This is a genomic window from Paenibacillus sp. J22P218 (assembly GCF_056269195.1).
The window spans coordinates 140,126-158,754 of sequence record NZ_JBWDNL010000003.1; the positions used below are offsets into that span (position 1 = coordinate 140,126).

The following is an 18,629-nucleotide window of genomic DNA, read 5'->3' on the forward strand; positions in this document are numbered from 1 at the left end:
CTTCTATTGTTCAACCCGAAAGATCGTCGTCCTTAACAACTCCATCGCATTAGACAGCTGCCCCAGCTCTTCGCCGGACAACCCCCGAACGCGTTCGCCCATCCAATCCTCCATATGAGCAAAAGCATTACCCATCAGCTTCTCGCCCTGTTCCGACAGACGAACATACTGTTTCCTCTTGTCATCATCCGCTTCGTACTTCACGCACAACGCTTTGTCGCTCAGCTTCTTAAGCTCGCGACTCGTATTGGGCATGGACATATCCTTGCACTCGCTAATTTCACTAACCGTTACCGGCTGCGACACCGCGATATATTCAAGAATTCCGTACTGGGCAGGCGTTATGTCCGCTATAGAAAGATCTTTCGTTACATCATGCTTCATCTGGTGAACATCAGTAATGAACGCGACCAATTGTTGAAACAATACCTTCTTATCGACTTCTTGCGCCACTTCGCAATCACCTCTTACCGCGTACAATAACAAAATTATTGTTATAAAACAATTATCATTTGACAACCATTTGTTCCATGTGTTACCTTTTTGTTATCATATGATAACTAATGAGGTGACCCATTCATGAAAACGTTAATCATTTATACACATCCCAATCATGAGAGCTTAAGCTACGCTTTTCTCCAAAAGACGCTTGCAGGCATTGGCGATAACCCAAAAATCGCGGACGTTCAAGTACTGGATCTTTATGCGGAAAATTTCAACCCCGTCCTCGTCTTCAATGCGAACAAACGCAGACGCGACATGCACGCCGACCCGGCATTGGCCAAGTACAGAGAACAACTGCTATGGGCAGATAAAATCGTGTTCGTCTATCCGATCTGGTGGGGACGGCCTCCTGCTATGCTGCTTGGTTTCATTGATCAAATGTTCGCTTCCGGCTTCGCCTATCGGGATACGGGAGGTCTGCTGCCCGAAGGCTTACTGAAGGGAAAGTCCGTCGTATGCATCTCCACCATGAAAGGGCCGGCATTCTATCCGCTTTATTGGCTGGGCAATTCGCACAAGATTCTCATGAGAAAAGCGCTTTTCCAATATGTCGGCATCAAAAAAGTGAAGTTTTTCGAATTTGGCAGCATGGAGAGCGCGAAAGGACGACACGAACAAAAGCTGAACAAGGTGTATCACTATTTTAGAGCGTTAACTTCTTAGCATCCGCCTAATCAATAATAGCTTGAGTTAATAAAAAAGCAGCCGCCACTCCGAAGAGCAACGGCTGCTTAACGCTGTTCATTATGCATTCTGAGGCAGGGCACCAACGAACTCCTGCTCCTTGTATGCGAAGTAATCTTCCAAGATTGTCTCCCGATCGTCGAGGAACAGCTGCTCCGCTACCGAAGATGCCACCTTCGGCACCCCGAATCGCATGCCCGACAATGCGGAAGCCGAAACTCCGAAGCTGATGAGCGCGGAGTAACTGAAGGTGAACAGGCCATGCAGCAGCTTCTCCCCCTCTTCACTCCGGCTAGCGAAAGCGAAACCGGGACTCAAGTAAGGATGTGCATCCAGAACCGGACTCGCCACCTCAGCAGGCGCTTCATACCGATTGCCCCAACGGGCAATGTGCTGCTCTACCAACTTCAGTTCCGGACGATAAGCCGGATCCGTCAGCAACCCCGTGCTAATAATAAGAAAATCAAAGGAGTGCTTGCCTTGCGGCGTCGTTACGACGGCTTGATCTCCAGCTGCCTCAACTGCCACCCAAGGCGCTCCGAGATGCATGCGGAATCCCGGCCATGACGCCGCCCTCTCGAACGTATCGTTCGTCGGCGGCTGATTATGCTTGAAGAAATGTGCCATAACCTCGTATTTGTCGCGATCCTCGAGCGCCGCGAACCGCTCGATCATGCCCGATCCTTCCATCTGACGGATCGGATTAATTCGCGGAAGCTCCTTGCGGCGTACGAATACATGCACTTCTCCGGCACCTTCAGCGAGCGCGAAGTTGGCGTTATCGAATGCCGATGCACCGCCTCCAAGTACGGCAATCTTCTTGCCTTTAAGCGCTTCGAAGTCAATTCGAGCCGATGTATGCGCATAAAGCGCCGTCGGCAGGTTCTCCGAAATCATCTCCGGCACATGCCATTCGCCTCCGCCTTGGATTCCTGTAGCAAGAATAACTTTTCTAGCAAGCAGCGTATCCGATATGGCACCGATTCCCTCAACATGAAGCCGGTGTATATACTCCTCCGTCGGCTCTATTAATCGAAGCTTAACTTCATTAACGACAGGCAAATCAAGCGTTTTGCGATACCAGCGCAAGTAATTCATCCAGTCGCCACGCGGGATCTTATCCACCTTCGCCCAGCCTTCTACCCCATGCTGCGCTTCCCACCAGGATCGGAACGTCAACGAAGGAATACCCAGATCAACGGATGTCAGATGCTTCGGTGTACGCAGCGTCATCATACGCGCATAGGTTTCCCATGGCCCTTCATAGCCTTCCGGGTTTTCGTCAATCACCAATATATTAGATACACGTTCGCGCAATAACGCGAAGGCGATACTTAAGCCGCTCTGCCCGCCGCCAACAATGACAACATCATACACATGCCCTTCCGAGTGACTGCGTGGCCGTACCCAGTTCGGACCTCCATAAGCGAGATAAGAAAGATCGGTTGCCACTCGTTCATTTAACGCTTCTAGACTCATATCATCACACCTTTCCTCTGGCTGCCACCCTACACTCAACCAACAACAGTCACTCGCCAGCAACTTATGTTATGTTTTCGAACATGTAGTGTTAAGTTTATGTTTATTCTATCTTATCTAGCTCGTCTTTGAAAGATTCCAGGCAAATTTCATAATCATGCATAAAATAAACGCGTTTTATTGTTCATCATGACCATTTGCCCCCTCCTCAAAAAAAGGGGTTGACGACTTTAGAAAAGGAGCATATGATATTTTCAAATCCGATAACATACATTGGAATAGTATTAATTGTTCACCAGGCTACTGGAAACAATCACTTTGTTGATTGCTTCCGGCGGCCTTTTTTTATTACTAATTTTCAGGAGGAATGAATAATGAGCGAAGCAACTAGCAGCCGAATCGGGCTGGAGATTAAGGCGGACGTACTCGTGATTGGCGGTGGTCCGGCTGGCGCTTGGGCCGCAATCTCTGCTGCACATTCTGGAGCTAGCGTCGTGCTTGCCGACAAAGGATTTTGCGGATCTAGCGGCGCAACCGCCCCTTCCGGCACTGGCGTGTGGTATATCCAGCCGGATGCCCAGCTCCGTACCGAAGCTAAGCTAAGCCGATACGAGCTTGGCGGCAGGCTGGCCGAGAACGCTTGGATGGACAGAGTGCTGAACAAGGCGTTCGAGCGAATGAACAGTCTCGCCGTATGGGGTTACCCGTATCCGGAGAGCGACGATGGTACGGTGCATGTTAGAGGGCTGCAAGGGCCGGAATATATGCGGCTAATGCGAAAGATCGCGCTTAAGGCCGGCGTGAAAATATTGGATCACAGTCCCGTTCTCGAACTGCTCGCAGACGAGCATGGTGTCGGAGGGGCAAGAGGTATCCGAACGCAGACGAACGAGCCATGGAGCGTGCGCTCCGGGGCGGTCGTCATCGCTACCGGCGGCTGCGCCTTCCTCAGCAAAGCGCTCGGCTGCAATGTTCTCACCGGTGACGGATACCTGCTGGCGGCGGAAGCCGGTTCATCGTTCTCGGGTATGGAATTTTCCAACGCCTACGCCATTGCGCCAACCTTCTCCTCCGTTACGAAAACAGCATATTACCGCTATGCTTCGTTCTATTACGAGGATGGCACGGTCGTGGAAGGTGCCGGCTCCCAGCGCGGTCGCTCGATCATCGCGAAGAATCTGCTTCAAGGCAAGCAGGTCTACGCAAGGCTCGACCAAGCGCCTGAAGATATTAAGCCCGCGCTGCGAGTCGGCCAGACGAACTTCTTCCTTCCGTTCGATCGCCTTGGACTCGATCCGTTCACAGATATGTTCCCCGTCACCTTGCGGCTTGAAGGTACCGTACGCGGCACCGGGGGTATACGTATTGCAAGCGAGTCATGCGCAACCGACGTGCCTGGACTATATGCGGCCGGCGATGCGGCGACACGCGAATTAATATGCGGCGGCTTCACTGGCGGCGGAAGCCATAACGCGGCTTGGGCGATGTCCTCCGGCTCTTTCGCCGGGCAAGGAGCTGCCGAATATGCCCTGCAGCTTGGTGCGGCGGCACATACAAGGAGCGTTGCAGGTTTATCTTCCACGACGTTGACGAATCAGAGTACGGATTCCTCCGCAGCCGCTGCTAAGCTGTCTGAGCGCATTGAGGCTATACAGGCGGAGACTCACCCCTACGACAAAAACCTTTTCCGCACCGAGCAAGGGCTCACCTCCTCTCTCGATCGTCTGGATCACTTGTGGAAGGAAATTCGGAGCGAGCCGATCACGTTGAATGCCTCTGCTTACAAAGCACGCGAGGTTGCAGCCATGACGGCCACGGCGCGGCTCATGTACCATTCCGCCAAGGAACGCACTGAAACAAGGGGCATGCATAAGCGTGCAGACTTCCCCGCCCTCGACCCTAATCAACGATACCGGCTAATCAGCAGCGGTTTGGACGAAATCAAAGTCAGAACAGAGCAAGTATCAGAGGAGGCTGTATCGGTGTGATCGAAATCGTAAGTGAATCAAAATGCATCGAGTGCAATCTCTGCGTATCCGTTTGTCCGACGAATGTTTTTGACCGCGTGGAAGGCGGTATTCCCATTATCGCAAGACAGAGCGACTGCCAGACCTGCTTCATGTGCGAGCTGTATTGCCCTGCCGATGCGCTATATGTGTCGCCGGATGCCGAGGAGAAATCCGTTCTGTCCGAGACAGAGCTGGAGAGCAAAGGGCTTATTGGCAGCTACCGCGAGCAAATAGGCTGGGGACCGGGGCGGACCCCAATTACCAAACATCCTCTCATGCTTCGAAGGGGTTAACCCTTTATTTTTCACTCTAAAGAAGAAAGAAGGCTGGCGTTGATCTATGAGAAAACGTTCGTTATTGATCCTAATTCTGCTTTTTCTCTCCCTTTCTCTGGCAGCCTGCGGCCAAAACTCCGATGGCAAGGAAGAGCCGGCATCCAGCGAGAAACCGATTACCTTGAAGTTCTATGTCAGCGGCTTAACCTTCACCGACACTGAATTCAATACGATGATCGCTGAGCCGGTTAAGAAGAAATTCCCTCATATTACGCTCGAGAAAGTCGTTACGCCGGAAGGCCAGAAAATCGATAATCTCGTGTCGGCCGGCACCGTTCCCGATATTATCTATGCAAGCGCTGGAAGCTACTACAACTTCAAGCGGCTAGGCATTCTCCAAAGTCTTGACGAATACGTCGACAAATATAAGCTGGACCTAAACCGCATTAAACCGGACATTTTAAACTCCATCAAGGCTTACGCCGAGGACGGCGAAATTTATACGATACCGTTTAACTCGAATGAAACGATATTGTATTACAACAAGGATATTTTCGATAAATTCGGAGTCCCTTACCCGCCAGATGAACAGATTACATGGGAAGAAGCGCTTGCAATCGGCCAGCAGCTAACCCAGACGAAGGACGGCGTCAATTACATCGGGCTTGAAGTTGCCGCAGGTCCGGCGTACATACAGAGTAGCCTCGCTTTAGGCACTCTCGATCCGAAGACGGGAAAAGCGATCGTGAACACGCCGGAGTGGGAGAAAGCTTTCACCTTTCTCAAGAAAACGTTCGAGGTGAGCGGCTACATCCAAGGCGACACCTACTTGTACAATAAGGATGCGTTTCTGAAGGATCAGATTTTGGCGATGCGCCCCACCTATCTGGCCAATATGGTCGGACCGCTCGAAGAGCTGCGCAAGCAAGGAGAGATTATTAATTGGGATATTGCCCCCGTACCCAACTTCAAGGAGGCCCTTGGCACGTCGAAGGAAGTCAATATTCACTCGCTCTTCATCTCGAAGACAAGTGAGCATAAGGACGAGGCATTCCAGGTGCTGAACTATATTTTATCGGATGAGGTTCAGCGTGTTCTATCCCGGAATGGCCGCGTGCCGTCAATCGTGAATCCCGAGCTGGAGAAGGAGTTTGGTGCCGATATCGAGGCGCTGAAAGGAAAGAAGATCGAAAATATTTTCAAAGCGAAAAGCGTCCAGCTCCACGCACCGCATGAATTCGAAGGCGACGTCAGCAAGTTTGTTACCGATGCCGCCAAAGAGCTCGCGTTATCCGGCATAGACGTTAATACCGCCCTTCGCACGTTGGAGGAGAAAATCAACCAAGAAGTGGAGCGTCTCGAGAAAACAACGAAATAAGGAGAAGGTCGATCGTTTAGCGGTCGGCCTTTTTTAAATTTTGAGGGGACCTAACGGCTAGTATCCAAGCATGCAAGCTATCGCCTGCATTTAATAGGTAGATACCATATATGGGGAGGTACTTGTCTATGTCTTGCAACAATAGCTCGGCGGCCCTAACCTGTTGTACGGAAAAAAACTTCGTTCAAGATAAAGTATGCGCGCCATGGAGCGGAACGGTTGTCGCAACCGATGTTGAAATCGTCGTATTCACCAATAACATTAATCAAAATATCGTAGGTACAGGTTATGTACAGTACGATGTAGGACCTGCTGCTATAACAGTCAACTTTCTCGATAGCGCAGGCAATGCAATTAACCCTACCCCCTTCACTTTAACGCCGGGAACGAGCATGGCTTTCACTTATCGCCGCTTTAGCGAGATTCAGATCATACTGCCAGGCGCAAGCGCCGGTACTTATCAAGGCGAATTCTGCATAACAACTCGTTATTCCATTTAGTAAGGGGTAGAAAGCAACTCTAGAGGGAGGCATGAGAAAAGGATGTGCGCAAATACGACGCTAACTTGTTGCTCAGACAAAACTTTCGTGCAAGATAAAGTTTGTATCAACTGGCAATTTACTGCTGCGGGCAGCCAAACGGTTTTTACAAATAATCTATCCCAAAATATTAATGCATCCGGCTATGTCAAATTCGAGAGCGGCGCGGGAATCGTTACAGTTAACTTCATAAGAACCGGTGTAGTTACCCCTATTCAACAAATCGTCATCACCCCGAGCAGCAGCGCAACGTTCACCGTCGCAAGGTTCGATACGATTGCCCTTGTCGCAACAGCAGCCGGTCAAGGCGAGTTCTGCATCACAGTCCGTTATCCCCTATAACTAGAAAAGGTGGTTACTCCGCTCGGTTGAGTTGGAGAACCACCTTTTTTTGCATGCTGTTTATTAACTGGCAATGGAAGGATTATGAGTGTGCAGCGAGGTCGAGACAACGTATTTCCCCTCTACATATGAAAACTCGTTAGCATTCTGGACAGATATCTGGACGATATGAATCGATCTTCCGATGAAATTAACGGTATTTCCTGGCTGAATCACGAATTGTCTATTGTCCTCGCCGACAATGTCAACGATTAATGGATTCGTGCTATTACCCGAAGAATACACGCTGACTTGGACAATATTGATATAACACTCCACACCCGACTGCCATATTTGAAACGAGGGCTGGACGCCTTGAACAAGTATGCTTCCGCAGCACTCCTTATCAATAAGTTGCTCGCATCTTGTGGGCGGAATTGGCGGAACGGGAGGAATAGGCGGCCACGGCGGGACTGGAGGGTGCGGATGCGGCTTGCAGCAGCGTTCGTGATGGCAACAGTCTTTTTTTCTACGGCATCTATGCTTTGTTTTACATTTGCGGCGACATTTTTTTCTGCATTTGTAGGGATTCATACGAAGAGAAAAGGGTATGGTGAACAATCGTCTTTTTCTTCTGTACTTTTTGATCACACGTAATCCTCTCCCTTCGCTCGCATATGAACGCCACATCTTATAGTAAATGTATCTATTGCAGGTATGGTTAACAACTCTTAGGACATAGAGCGAATAATAGTAGAATGCCTAGTTCTTAATAGGCGTCTAGCCTCGGTAACAGAGTTGTACGGTTACGTGATCTCATGCACGGACCACACAATCCCGTTCGGCGGTCCTCCACCGATATTCACGTTGACGGTAAGTCCATTAGCTACATAATACAACCCGATAACATCACCTGCGTTCAACGTCACTTCTCCAGCTAACGTTACTTCCCCGCTTCCAAGCACCGCTCTTAGCGTCAGTAAGAGAACAATACTCACGTTCAAGACCGGCAGCAGGCCTGTAATAAGGGAGGTAGTGGTCGGGGAAGACCTTTGCACTTGAAAATATGGATTAACTCCTGCCCCAAGGCTAACGTTAAGCGCTGCTGTCATCGAGTAGTTAATCGTTGCCAGAATCGTATATCTGCCTGTATTAGGAATGGTGTAATTTCCTGTCACGGCATTGAAGTTAGCATTGCCGTAATAAGGACTGGCAGTCGACCAGTTCGTAAGCTGCGCAGAAGCACTTAGCGTAACGGTAGACAAGAAGGCTGAGAACCCTTCCGCAGCAAAGTTTGGCCCTGTCGCTCCTGTTGCACCTGTTGCTCCTGTTGGACCGGTTGGACCCGTCGCTCCTGTTGGACCTGTCGGACCCGTAACACCAGTCGGGCCTGTTAACCCAGTTGCACCCGTCGGGCCTGTCGCTCCTGTTGGACCGGTTGGACCCGTCGTTCCTGTTGGACCTGTCACTCCGGTTGCACCAGTCGAGCCTGTTGGACCAGTCAGACCTGTCACCCCGGTTGCACCAGTCGAGCCTGTTGAACCTGTTACACCGGTCGGACCTGTAACCCCGGTTGCACCAGTCGAGCCTGTTGGACCTGTTACACCGGTCGGACCTGTCACCCCGGTTGCACCAGTCGAGCCTGTTGAACCTGTTACACCGGGTGCTCCTGTTGGACCTGTAAGCCCAGTCGAACCCGTTAACCCAGTTGCACCCGTTGGACCTGTAACACCAGTTGCTCCTGTCGAACCCGTAGCTCCTATTAGACCTGTCGCTCCTGTCGGACCAGTTGGACCTGTCGTTCCTGTTAGACCTGTTGGACCTGTAGTTCCTGTTAGACCTGTTGGACCTGTTGAACCGGTTGGACCTGTAACCCCGGTTGCCCCAGTCGCGCCTGTTTCACCCGTTGAACCGGTTGCTCCTGTTGGACCTGTTACACCGGTCAGACCTGTCACACCGGTTGCACCAGTCGAGCCTGTTGGACCTGTTACACCGGTCAGACCTGTCAACCCGGTTGCACCAGTCGAGCCTGTTGGACCTGTTACACCGGTCGGACCTGTAACCCCGGTTGCACCAGTCGAGCCTGTTGGACCTGTTACACCGGTCGGACCTGTAACCCCGGTTGCACCAGTCGAGCCTGTTGAACCTGTTACACCGGGTGCTCCTGTTGGACCTGTAAGCCCAGTCGAACCCGTTAACCCAGTTGCACCCGTTGGACCTGTAACACCAGTTGCTCCTGTCGAACCCGTAGCTCCTATTAGACCTGTCGCTCCTGTCGGACCAGTTGGACCTGTCGTTCCTGTTAGACCTGTTGGACCTGTAGTTCCTGTTGGACCTGTTGAACCGGTTGGACCTGTAACCCCGGTTGCCCCAGTCGCGCCTGTTTCACCCGTTGAACCGGTTGCTCCTGATGGACCTGTTACACCGGTCGCACCTGTCACTCCGGTTGCACCAGTTGCACCCATTGCCCCCGTTGGACCTGTAACACCGGTCGCACCTGTCAACCCAGTTGGCCCAGTCTCACCCGTTGAACCTGTTGCACCAGTTTCACCTGTAGGACCAGTTGCTCCCGTTGGACCTGTAACACCGGTCGCACCTGTCAACCCGGTTGCCCCAGTCGCGCCTGTTTCACCCGTTGATCCTGTTGGACCCGTTAAACCTGTTGCACCAGTTGCTCCTGTTGGACCAGTTGCTCCTGTTGAGCCGGTTGGACCTGTAACTCCAGTCTGACCCGTCACCCCGGTTGCACCAGTCGGACCTGTCAACCCAGTTGCCCCAGTCTCACCCGTTGAACCTGTTACTCCTGTTAGACCTGTCATACCTGTCGGACCCGTCATCCCGGTTGCACCAGTCAGACCTGTTACACCAGTCGCTCCAGTTTCACCCGTTGGGCCTGTTGCCCCCGTTGGACCTGTAACACCAGTCGGACCTGTCAACCCAGTCGCTCCTGTTTCACCTATTGAACCGGTTGGACCTGTCACTCCAGTCGGACCTGTCGCTCCTGTTTCGCCTGTAGGACCGCTTGCTCCTGTTAGACCTGTAACACCAGTTGGACCCGCAACACCGGTCGCGCCTGTTTCACCCGTCAAACCTGTGGCTCCCGTTAGACCGGTTGCACCCGTCGGACCCGTCACTCCAGTTGCCCCAGTCGCTCCTGTTTCACCCGTCAAACCAGTTGCTCCTGTTGGACCTGTAACACCGGTCGGACCTGTCACTCCGGTTGCACCAGTCGCGCCTGTTTCGCCCGTTGAACCGGTGGCTCCTGTTGGACCTGTAACACCGGTCGCTCCTGTTTCACCCGTTGGACCCGTTGCTCCCGTTGGACCTGTAACACCTGTCACACCAGTCGGACCTGTCAACCCAGTTGCCCCAGTCGCTCCCGTTTCACCCATTGAACCGGTTGGACCTGTAACACCAGTCGAACCTGTCGCCCCTGTTAGACCTATCGCTCCTGTTGGACCTATCGGACCTGTCGGACCTGTTGAACCGGTTGCACCCGTTGGGCCTGTTGCTCCCATTGGACCTGTAACACCAGTTGGACCAATAACGCCGGTTGGACCTGTCACCCCGGTTGCCCCAGTCTCACCCGTTGAACCTGTCGCTCCTGTTAGACCCGTCGCTCCAGTTTCGCCTGTTGGACCTGTTGGACCTGTTGAACCGGTTGGACCTGTAACTCCAGTCTGGCCCGTCACCCCGGTTGGACCAGTCGCGCCTGTTTCCCCCGTCAAACCTGTGGCTCCCGTTAGACCGGTTGCACCAGTCGGACCGGTAACTCCGGTTGCCCCAGTCGCTCCAGTTTCACCCGTTAAACCGGTTACTCCTGTTGGACCTGTAACACCGGTCGGACCTGTTACCCCGGTTGCCCCAGTCGTTCCAGTTGCACCAGTCGGACCGCTAACTCCTGTAACCCCCGTCGAACCTGTCGCTCCTGTTAGACCAGTTTCACCCGTTGGACCGGTAACTCCAGTAGGACCCGTTATCCCGGTTGCACCAGTCGATCCTGTTTCACCCGTCAGGCCTGTCGCTCCCGTTAGACCGGTTGGGCCTATCACTCCTGTAGCTCCAGTCGGACCGGTTGCTCCTGTTGAACCAGTTGGACCTGCTACACCAGTCGGACCTGTCGCTCCCGCTAGACCGGTCGGACCCGTTGCTCCTGTTGGGCCTGTAACACCAGTTTCACCTGTTGGACCGGTTGAACCTGTCACACCCGTCACTCCAGTCTCACCCGTTGGACCGGTCGCTCCTATTTCACCCGTTAATCCAGTTGGACCTGTTGGACCTGTTACACCAGTCGGGCCTGTCAACCCGGTTGCACCAGTCGCTCCCGTTAGACCTGTTACACCAGTCAGACCTGTCGCTCCCGTTAGACCGGTCGAACCTGTCACTCCTGTAACTCCTGTCAGACCGGTCGCTCCTGTCGGACCTGTTACACCAGTCGCACCTGTTCCACCCGTCAAGCCTGTCGCTCCCGTTAGACCTGTTACACCAGTTAGACCTGTCGCTCCGGTTAAACCGGTCGGACCCGTTGCTCCTGTTGGACCTGTAATACCAGTTGCACCTGTCACCCCAGTTGTCCCAGTCGCACCTGTTTCACCTGTCGAACCCGTCGAGCCCGTTGGACCTGTTGCTCCGGTTGAACCTGTAACACCAGTTGCACCTGTCAAACCAGTTGCACCAGTCGGACCTGTCGCTCCCGTTAGACCGGTTGAACCTGTCACACCAGTCACTCCAGTCACTCCAGTCTCACCCGCCGGACCGGTCGCTCCAGTTGTCCCAGTCGGACCCGTCAACCCGGTTGCACCAATCGCTCCTGTTTCACCCGTTGATCCGGTCGGACCTGTCACTCCTGTAACTCCTGTCAGACCAGTCACTCCTGTTGGACCTGTTACACCAGTCGCTCCAGTAAGACCCGTCGGACCCGTTACACCTGTCAGGCCTGTCAACCCAGTTGCCCCAGTCGCTCCAGTCTCACCTGTTGGACCGGTATCACCAGTCGGACCTGTTAAACCGGTTTGACCTGTAACTCCAGTCGCTCCAGTTTCACCTGTCGGACCCGTCGGACCTGTAAGCCCAGTCGCACCTGTCAAACCAGTTGCACCAGTCACTCCTGTTTCGCCCATCGGGCCGGTAACTCCTGTAACTCCCGTTGAGCCTGTCGCTCCTGTTAGACCAGTTTCACCCGTTGGACCTGTTACACCAGTCAGACCTGTCAACCCGGTTGCACCAGTCGCTCCTGTTTCACCCTTTGATCCGGTTGCTCCTGTTGCTCCTGTTGGACCTGTTGGACCTGTAATACCATTCAGACCGATTGCTCCTGTTGGACCTGTAACTCCAGTCGGACCTGTCAAACCGGTTGCACCAGTCGGACCAGTAACTCCTGTAACTCCCGGCGAGCCTGTCGCTCCTGTTAGACCAGTTTCACCCGTTGGACCTGTAACTCCTGTTAGACCGATTGCTCCTGTTGGACCTGTAACTCCAGTCGGACCTGTCAAACCGGTTGCACCAGTTTCACCAGTTGGACCTGTCAAACCGGTTGCACCAGTCGAGCCTGTCGCTCCAGTTGCTCCTGTTAAACCGGTTGGACCTGTAACTCCAGTCACTCCTGTTTCACCCGTTGATCCGGTTTCTCCTGTTGGACCTGTAATACCAGTTAGACCTGTCGAACCCGTCGGACCGGTAACTCCTGTAACTCCCGTCGAGCCTGTCGCTCCTGTTAGGCCGGTTTCGCCCGTTGGGCCTGTAATACCAGTCGGACCCGTCAACCCGGTTGCACCAGTCCCTCCTGTTTCACCCGTTGATCCGGTTGGACCTGTTACACCAGTCGGACCCGTTAGACCTGTCGCTCCCGTTAGACCGGTCGGACCTGTCACTCCTGTCAGACCGGTTGCTCCTGTTTCACCTGTAACTCCAGTCGCTCCTGTTAGACCAGTTTCGCCCGTTGGGCCTGTAACACCAGTCGGACCAGTCGGACCCGTCACTCCTGTAACTCCTGTCAGACCAGTTGCTCCTGTTTGACCTGTAACTCCAGTCGCTCCAGTCTCACCCGTTGTTCCGGTTGAACCCGTTGGACCTGTTGGACCTGTCACTCCTGTAGATCCCGTCAGACCGGTTGCTCCTGTAACTCCTGTCAGACCGGTTGCACCTGTTTGACCTGTAACTCCAGTCGCTCCAATCTCCCCCGTCGGACCCGTAACTCCTGTAACTCCAGTCGGACCCGTCACCCCGGTTGCACCAGTCGCTCCTGTTTCACCCGTTGGGCCAGTCGCTCCAGCCTCACCTGTTGGACCTGTAACACCAGTTGCACCCGTCACCCCAGTTGGACCGGTTGTTCCTGTTGGACCTGTTGGCCCAGTCGATCCTGTTGCTCCAGTTAGACCAGTCGCACCCGTTGCTCCTGTTACACCAGTTGAGCCCGCCACCCCGGTCGCACCAGTCACTCCAGTTTCACCGGTCGGACCAGTCTCCCCGGTTGCACCAGTTCCACCCGTTGGACCTGTAGCGCCAGTTGCCCCAGTAACACCACTCAGGCCTGTCGCACCTGTAGCTCCTGTAGCTCCAGTAGCCCCCGTTGCTCCCGTTATTCCTTTTTTAGGCTTAAGTCCATCACAACTTAACCCGCCTGCGCATGAGCCGCCCGCCTTACATTTGGGATTACCGCAATACATATTCATAGACCTTCTGGGCCCCCGTTACAATAGTCGTCATCCCGCTTCCAATTTCCCCAACACTCCCGTAACCCACATATGATTAGTTAATGGATTCTTTTCATCTAGTGATTGTACTCTCATCTGTATTACACACAAAAACTTCTATAAAAGAGCATAGGTTTGTCTAAAAGGGCTATCAATTCCACGCATAAAAGGAGCAACACAGGACTGTTCATCCCGCACTGCCCCTCCATTATGTCAACCTTATAACGCCTGAACCATTCATCATCCTAGATTTATAACCCGTGCTTCATAATCCGATAGGCCACCTTAGGCATAAAACGATGCAAATAATAAAGCAGCTTTGTCTTGCCTACATGCAGTACAAAGCGCCCTCTGACCACTCCCGCAATCATCTGATCAGCGAAAGCATCGGCACTAATCTTGCCTTTGCCTCTTCCTCGCACCATATCCGTATCCACAAGCGGCGGCAACACTTCAAATACTTGTATTGAAGATTGTTCCAACTGATACCTAAGCGATCTAGTAAATGTGGAAACGGCAGCCTTGGTCGCACAATAAATTGCCGCTCCCGACTTCGGAGCGATCGCCAGTCCCGACGATAGATTAATGATGGCCGCTTCCGAGCGCAATGACAGCATAGGAATCAACAACGAGCATAACCTTACAACCGCTATAAAGTTGATCTCCAGTTCATGATGAATAGCATTCAGGGAAGGTGGATCCTGATCGAAGCGCGCATGGTATTGAACACCCGCATTATTAATTAGTACCGAAAGCTCCGAATACTCCGCCTTCAGCCATTCCGCAAGCGATACCCGCTGCTCCTCCACACCAATATCGCAAGCATGAATGGCCAGCTCAGGGATAGCTCTCCGCGCAGCTTCAAGCTTGCTCACATCCCGCCCAACGATAATCACTTTATTACCCATTCGAACAAGCTTTTTCGCAACCGCGAACCCGATTCCAGATCCGCCGCCTGTAATCAACACCGTATGGCCCGTCAACCTCATCCCCGCCCACTCCCTCATTATTCATACTTACACGACTGCTACCTTCCTTTGGAGGCAAGAAACAATCGTATCGCAGTGAAATATGAGTTTATTGTAGCTTCACCCGCAGCGAGCTTCATTAACATAGGTTAAGTTTTGGATTGATTGACGATTCGGCTTAGCGAAACCGGACTAATACCCAAATAGGAAGCAATAAAGTACTGAGGAATGCGCGCATCGAGTCCTGGGTATTTCTTCTTAAACGCTTCCAGCCGCTCTGCCGCGCTCAAGTAGAGCAACTCCCGCTCTCGCTCTTCTTTCTTCCTGTATAGCTGCTCCACGCTATGACGCAAGAACCTTTCCCAATGACGGCTCCGGTCCACTAATTCCAACAGCAGCGTATACGGAATTTCAATGACGAGCGCCTCCTCCAGCGCCTGTATCGAGAAATAGGAAGGCTCGCCGCTAATCATTGCTCCATAAGATGTAACGATATCCCCCTCTAACGCGAAGCTCTTCGTGAACTCCTTGCCATCGTCCAACGTATAGAAGAAGCGAAATAATCCTTTTATGCAGAAGTATGCGCAATGAACCGTCTCCCCTGCCCGCACTGCAAAATAGTCCCGTTTCAACCTTCTGACCATCGTCCGCTCCACAAATATCTCCCAATCCTGGTCAGGGACGGCTAATTTGCCCATCCGCTTTTTCAAAGAGTCATACTCTTCCCGACTTTCTTCCATAAAGCTCACCCCGCTTAATCGCGCATAAAAATTATTGCAAATCCTCTAATATGAACAATTCGGTTTCCTAAACCCGTCTCCTGCGGACGGTAACATTCGCTTTAATCTGAATTGTACCTTGATGTCACGAGGCAAACTGACTGACAATGTGTAACGAGGGAATGAGTACAAACGACAAATGCAGTTCCAGTCGCCTCCCTACAATAACTTGAAGGAGTGATGGTGTTTGAACAAGATCCTTAATAGACAAGAGCCAATGAGAGGTCGTATAGCGCATTTGTAAAATACACCTCTCATTAGGCAATGGGAGGCAAGCAGGCAATGATGTATTTAAGAAATATGATTCGGGGTACGGTAAGCCCTATTCCGTCCGAGCAATTGCTTGAATTATGGGAGCACGATGCAGGCACGCTGAAGTTTTGGCGAGCTAGCAGCAACTTTGTTTATACCTTCGAACGAAGCGGAACACGATATTTCCTCCGTTTCATCCACGAAGAAGATAATACGCCCCAGCAAATTGGGGCCGAGCTCGATTTCATCCTTTATTTGATCGCCCAAGGTTATCCGGCCGCCGCCCCGGTCCGTTCGAAGAACGGGCAATGGTTAGAGACTATATCGACCGATCATGGGCGTTATTTCGGAACGGTATTCGAACAGGCCAAAGGCTCGTATATTCCCCTCGAGAAAATGTCCGATGATCACCTGACTAGCTGGGGAAAGGCTCTAGCGTCGCTGCATTATTTATCCGAAACGTACCGCCCAGACACAAATTCGCGCAAGAGCTGGGACGATGCGCTGCATTTCGTTTCATCGGTCTTGCAGCGTTACCCCGAAGAGACCGCGCTTAAGCATGAGCTCTCAAGCTTACACGAACAACTTCAAGCGCTGCCAATCGGTGAGGGACATACCGGACTTATTCACTATGATTTCGAGACCGATAATATGTTTTATTCGTCTGATGAGGCGCTTTATTACGCCATTGATTTCGATGACGCGATGGTTCATTGGTTCATGATGGACGTGGCGTCCGCTGTATCCGATCTTCTCGAACAAGATAGCGAAGAAGCAAGACGACAATTAGCGTCGTTCCTTGCTGGATACAGATCAATTAAACCATTGGATGAATTTTATATAGAACGAATTCCCCTGTTTCAGAAGTTCTCCGATCTCAATTCATTCGCCAGGCTGCTGCGCAGCGTCGAGGGAATGGACGATGCGACATCACCCGAATGGGCCACTGCGCTGAGAGATAAGCTGTTGCGAATATGCGGTCAAATTCGCGAAAAATATAGCCCGGCAGTCAGACTTGCGCCGATCGACCATAATAATTGGTACGCTTGCTCCTCGCTTGAGGTAACAGAAGAACAGCGAAGCGTATTCCCTAGCCCCGCCGTCTATTGGCTTGCAGAATCCGCTTATTGCGGATTCACTCCACTGGCTATTTATGCGGGCGAACAATTAATCGGCTTTACCGTTTATGCCGTTGATCCCGACGATGGCGCTTACTGGATTATGGCTTATATGATCGATCACAATTATCAAAATAAGCGCTTCGGAAAAGCCGGTATGCTTGAGCTCATTCATTATATAAAAGAGAAGCACGGTTGCAGCAGCATCACGCTCGGACATCGACAAGGCAACGAGCGGGCAGCCCGCCTATATGCATCTCTCGGATTCGTTATCGCCGAGCAGTCCGAGCAAGAAATCATCCGCAAGCTGCATCTGTAATGCCTGACAACCGCCGAGCAATCGGCGGTTGTCGTTCCTCGGCCTAAATAATTGGCCAGCCACACACCTTGCTCACTTCTCTAATGACTTCACCGACTAACGATTCATCCTGGTGTTTCCCCGGTTCAGCGTTCATCATGACGACAACGCCGCTCTTAAGACTCGGAAATGATACCATCTTGCATTGATACCCGACGCCCCATCCTTGCGAAAAGAAGCAAGGCATTCCAGCGGCATCGGGAAGGAAAACACCTAGACCCACTCCCGGCGCCGGACCATAGCTCGTCAACATTGCTCTCGCTAAATCAGGACGCAATATTGACGTAACGCTTCCTTCCCAAGCGCGAATAATCTCCAAGGTCAACGCAGCGAATTCAGCTGGCGTCGTCCATAGGCCTGCCCCCGACAGATTGGGATAGTGCCACTTCCTTCCTTCAACTAGGCGGCCGTTCTTGTCATGCCCTGCTGCTGCATTCTCCACAAAGCGCGCATTAGCATATTCCCCATCTACTGTTTCGCCATTCCAAAATAAGGTGCGCTTTAATTCCAGCGGTTCTATCACCAGCCTGTTCATTGCACTTGCGAAAGACTCGCCCGTAATGTCCTCAATGAGTTGCTCCAGAACGGTATAGCCAGCATCCGAATAAGAGAACCGGCTGCCCGGAACTTGTCTTACCTCTACAGGAACCGGATTATACGCTGTATGTCCCGATAGTAGCTGCTTTGGCGAAGGAAAGTCATCCTCTCCATTATGAACATCGAAGCTTCCGTCAGGATCTACGATACCCGCGTGGTGAGCAAGCAGACTCGCTACCGTTACCTTCTCCTGGTCCGTATATGTATTGTCAGGAACCTGCCACGATGTCAAATACCGATTGACGTCAGACTCCGCATCAAGCAACCCGTCCTGCACTACTCGCAGCACTCCTATTGCCGTCACCATTTTGCTCATGGAGCATGCATGAAAGAGGGTGTCCGCATCGATCGGCCGAAGTCCTCCCGCTTCCAATACGCCCCAACTCTCCGACCACTCCACATAACCATCTCGAACGACCGCTACTCCAATGCCCTGAACGTTGCTCCGCCTCATTCGGTCTTCCAACTTCAGCAGTTGCCCATCATGCCGCCCCACAGAACCATTCCCTTCCCCTGTATAATGAACAGAACGTATGTTCTTGTTATTATACCGATAATTGGGAAAATAATCAATCTTCTTACACTGCGATAGGGAGACTGAAGCTAAAGGAAATAGCCTGCAGAGAAAAGGAAAATGCCGCGAGTCTTTAGCTAGTCGGAGGTGAATGGATTTCAT

The 18,629-nt window shown here is 52.2% G+C and carries 14 protein-coding genes; 7 read left to right on the forward strand and 7 right to left on the reverse strand.

Annotation, left to right across the window (positions count from 1 at the left end; translation table 11 throughout):
• Positions 1-3: 3 nt before the first annotated feature.
• Positions 4-453, reverse strand: coding sequence for a MarR family winged helix-turn-helix transcriptional regulator (locus tag AC0YN0_RS15335; RefSeq protein ID WP_475822021.1), 450 nt, complete (start codon positions 451-453; stop codon positions 4-6).
• Positions 454-579: 126 nt separating this feature from the next.
• On the opposite strand from AC0YN0_RS15335, the gene AC0YN0_RS15340 reads away from it, so the two are divergent.
• Positions 580-1,167, forward strand: a complete 588-nt coding sequence (locus AC0YN0_RS15340) for an NAD(P)H-dependent oxidoreductase (RefSeq protein ID WP_475822022.1) — start codon at positions 580-582, stop codon at positions 1,165-1,167.
• An 81-nt stretch (positions 1,168-1,248) separates the two neighbouring features.
• Here the strand turns inward: AC0YN0_RS15340 and AC0YN0_RS15345 are convergent, their stop codons facing one another.
• Positions 1,249-2,667: an FAD-dependent oxidoreductase gene (locus tag AC0YN0_RS15345; protein ID WP_475822023.1), complete on the reverse strand. Its 1,419-nt coding sequence runs from the start codon at positions 2,665-2,667 to the stop codon at positions 1,249-1,251.
• A 374-nt stretch (positions 2,668-3,041) separates the two neighbouring features.
• Between AC0YN0_RS15345 and AC0YN0_RS15350 the strand changes: the two genes are divergently transcribed.
• From AC0YN0_RS15350 to AC0YN0_RS15370, 5 genes are all read left to right on the forward strand, one after another.
• On the forward strand, positions 3,042-4,655 hold the full coding sequence (locus AC0YN0_RS15350; RefSeq protein ID WP_475822024.1) for an FAD-dependent oxidoreductase: 1,614 nt from the start codon (positions 3,042-3,044) through the stop codon (positions 4,653-4,655).
• On the forward strand, positions 4,652-4,969 hold the full coding sequence (locus tag AC0YN0_RS15355; RefSeq protein WP_337100361.1) for a ferredoxin family protein: 318 nt from the start codon (positions 4,652-4,654) through the stop codon (positions 4,967-4,969). Before AC0YN0_RS15350 ends, AC0YN0_RS15355 begins: the two co-directional genes overlap by 4 nt.
• Before the next feature lie 46 nt (positions 4,970-5,015).
• Complete coding sequence (locus AC0YN0_RS15360) at positions 5,016-6,329, forward strand: ABC transporter substrate-binding protein (protein ID WP_475822025.1); 1,314 nt, start codon at positions 5,016-5,018, stop codon at positions 6,327-6,329.
• Positions 6,330-6,457: 128 nt separating this feature from the next.
• Positions 6,458-6,829: a DUF3992 domain-containing protein gene (locus tag AC0YN0_RS15365; protein WP_442049693.1), complete on the forward strand. Its 372-nt coding sequence runs from the start codon at positions 6,458-6,460 to the stop codon at positions 6,827-6,829.
• 42 nt (positions 6,830-6,871) lie between these two features.
• Positions 6,872-7,210: a DUF3992 domain-containing protein gene (locus AC0YN0_RS15370; protein ID WP_475822026.1), complete on the forward strand. Its 339-nt coding sequence runs from the start codon at positions 6,872-6,874 to the stop codon at positions 7,208-7,210.
• A 63-nt stretch (positions 7,211-7,273) separates the two neighbouring features.
• Here AC0YN0_RS15370 and AC0YN0_RS15375 read toward each other — a convergent pair whose 3' ends face one another.
• The 4 genes from AC0YN0_RS15375 to AC0YN0_RS15390 all read right to left on the reverse strand — a co-directional run bounded on the left by AC0YN0_RS15375 (position 7,274) and on the right by AC0YN0_RS15390 (position 15,589).
• Positions 7,274-7,879, reverse strand: a complete 606-nt coding sequence (locus AC0YN0_RS15375; protein ID WP_475822027.1) for an S-Ena type endospore appendage — start codon at positions 7,877-7,879, stop codon at positions 7,274-7,276.
• A gap of 116 nt (positions 7,880-7,995) precedes the next feature.
• Entirely contained in the window at positions 7,996-13,854 is a 5,859-nt protein-coding gene (locus AC0YN0_RS15380) for a beta strand repeat-containing protein (RefSeq protein WP_475822028.1), read from the reverse strand.
• A gap of 278 nt (positions 13,855-14,132) precedes the next feature.
• Positions 14,133-14,870 (reverse strand): SDR family oxidoreductase, encoded by a 738-nt coding sequence (locus AC0YN0_RS15385; protein ID WP_475822029.1) that lies wholly within the window; start codon positions 14,868-14,870, stop codon positions 14,133-14,135.
• Between the two features lie 128 nt (positions 14,871-14,998).
• Positions 14,999-15,589, reverse strand: coding sequence for a Crp/Fnr family transcriptional regulator (locus AC0YN0_RS15390; RefSeq protein ID WP_475822030.1), 591 nt, complete (start codon positions 15,587-15,589; stop codon positions 14,999-15,001).
• 321 nt (positions 15,590-15,910) lie between these two features.
• Here AC0YN0_RS15390 and AC0YN0_RS15395 point away from each other — a divergent pair, with 321 nt between their 5' ends.
• Complete coding sequence (locus AC0YN0_RS15395; protein ID WP_475822031.1) at positions 15,911-17,317, forward strand: GNAT family N-acetyltransferase; 1,407 nt, start codon at positions 15,911-15,913, stop codon at positions 17,315-17,317.
• Between the two features lie 43 nt (positions 17,318-17,360).
• On the opposite strand, the gene AC0YN0_RS15400 is transcribed toward AC0YN0_RS15395, so the two are convergent.
• Entirely contained in the window at positions 17,361-18,449 is a 1,089-nt protein-coding gene (locus tag AC0YN0_RS15400) for a serine hydrolase domain-containing protein (RefSeq protein WP_475822032.1), read from the reverse strand.
• Positions 18,450-18,629 lie beyond the last annotated feature (180 nt).

Bases quoted from the DNA above. Each gene is read 5' to 3' on its own strand.
- AC0YN0_RS15340 (WP_475822022.1), top strand. From the start codon at position 580: ATGAAAACGTTAATCATTTATACACATCCCAATCATGAGAGCTTAAGC.
- AC0YN0_RS15345 (WP_475822023.1), bottom strand. From the start codon at position 2,667: ATGAGTCTAGAAGCGTTAAATGAACGAGTGGCAACCGATCTTTCTTAT.
- AC0YN0_RS15350 (WP_475822024.1), top strand. From the start codon at position 3,042: ATGAGCGAAGCAACTAGCAGCCGAATCGGGCTGGAGATTAAGGCGGAC.
- AC0YN0_RS15360 (WP_475822025.1), top strand. From the start codon at position 5,016: ATGAGAAAACGTTCGTTATTGATCCTAATTCTGCTTTTTCTCTCCCTT.
- AC0YN0_RS15365 (WP_442049693.1), top strand. From the start codon at position 6,458: ATGTCTTGCAACAATAGCTCGGCGGCCCTAACCTGTTGTACGGAAAAA.
- AC0YN0_RS15370 (WP_475822026.1), top strand. From the start codon at position 6,872: ATGTGCGCAAATACGACGCTAACTTGTTGCTCAGACAAAACTTTCGTG.
- AC0YN0_RS15375 (WP_475822027.1), bottom strand. From the start codon at position 7,879: ATGTGGCGTTCATATGCGAGCGAAGGGAGAGGATTACGTGTGATCAAA.
- AC0YN0_RS15380 (WP_475822028.1), bottom strand. From the start codon at position 13,854: ATGTATTGCGGTAATCCCAAATGTAAGGCGGGCGGCTCATGCGCAGGC.
- AC0YN0_RS15385 (WP_475822029.1), bottom strand. From the start codon at position 14,870: ATGAGGTTGACGGGCCATACGGTGTTGATTACAGGCGGCGGATCTGGA.
- AC0YN0_RS15390 (WP_475822030.1), bottom strand. From the start codon at position 15,589: ATGGAAGAAAGTCGGGAAGAGTATGACTCTTTGAAAAAGCGGATGGGC.
- AC0YN0_RS15395 (WP_475822031.1), top strand. From the start codon at position 15,911: ATGATGTATTTAAGAAATATGATTCGGGGTACGGTAAGCCCTATTCCG.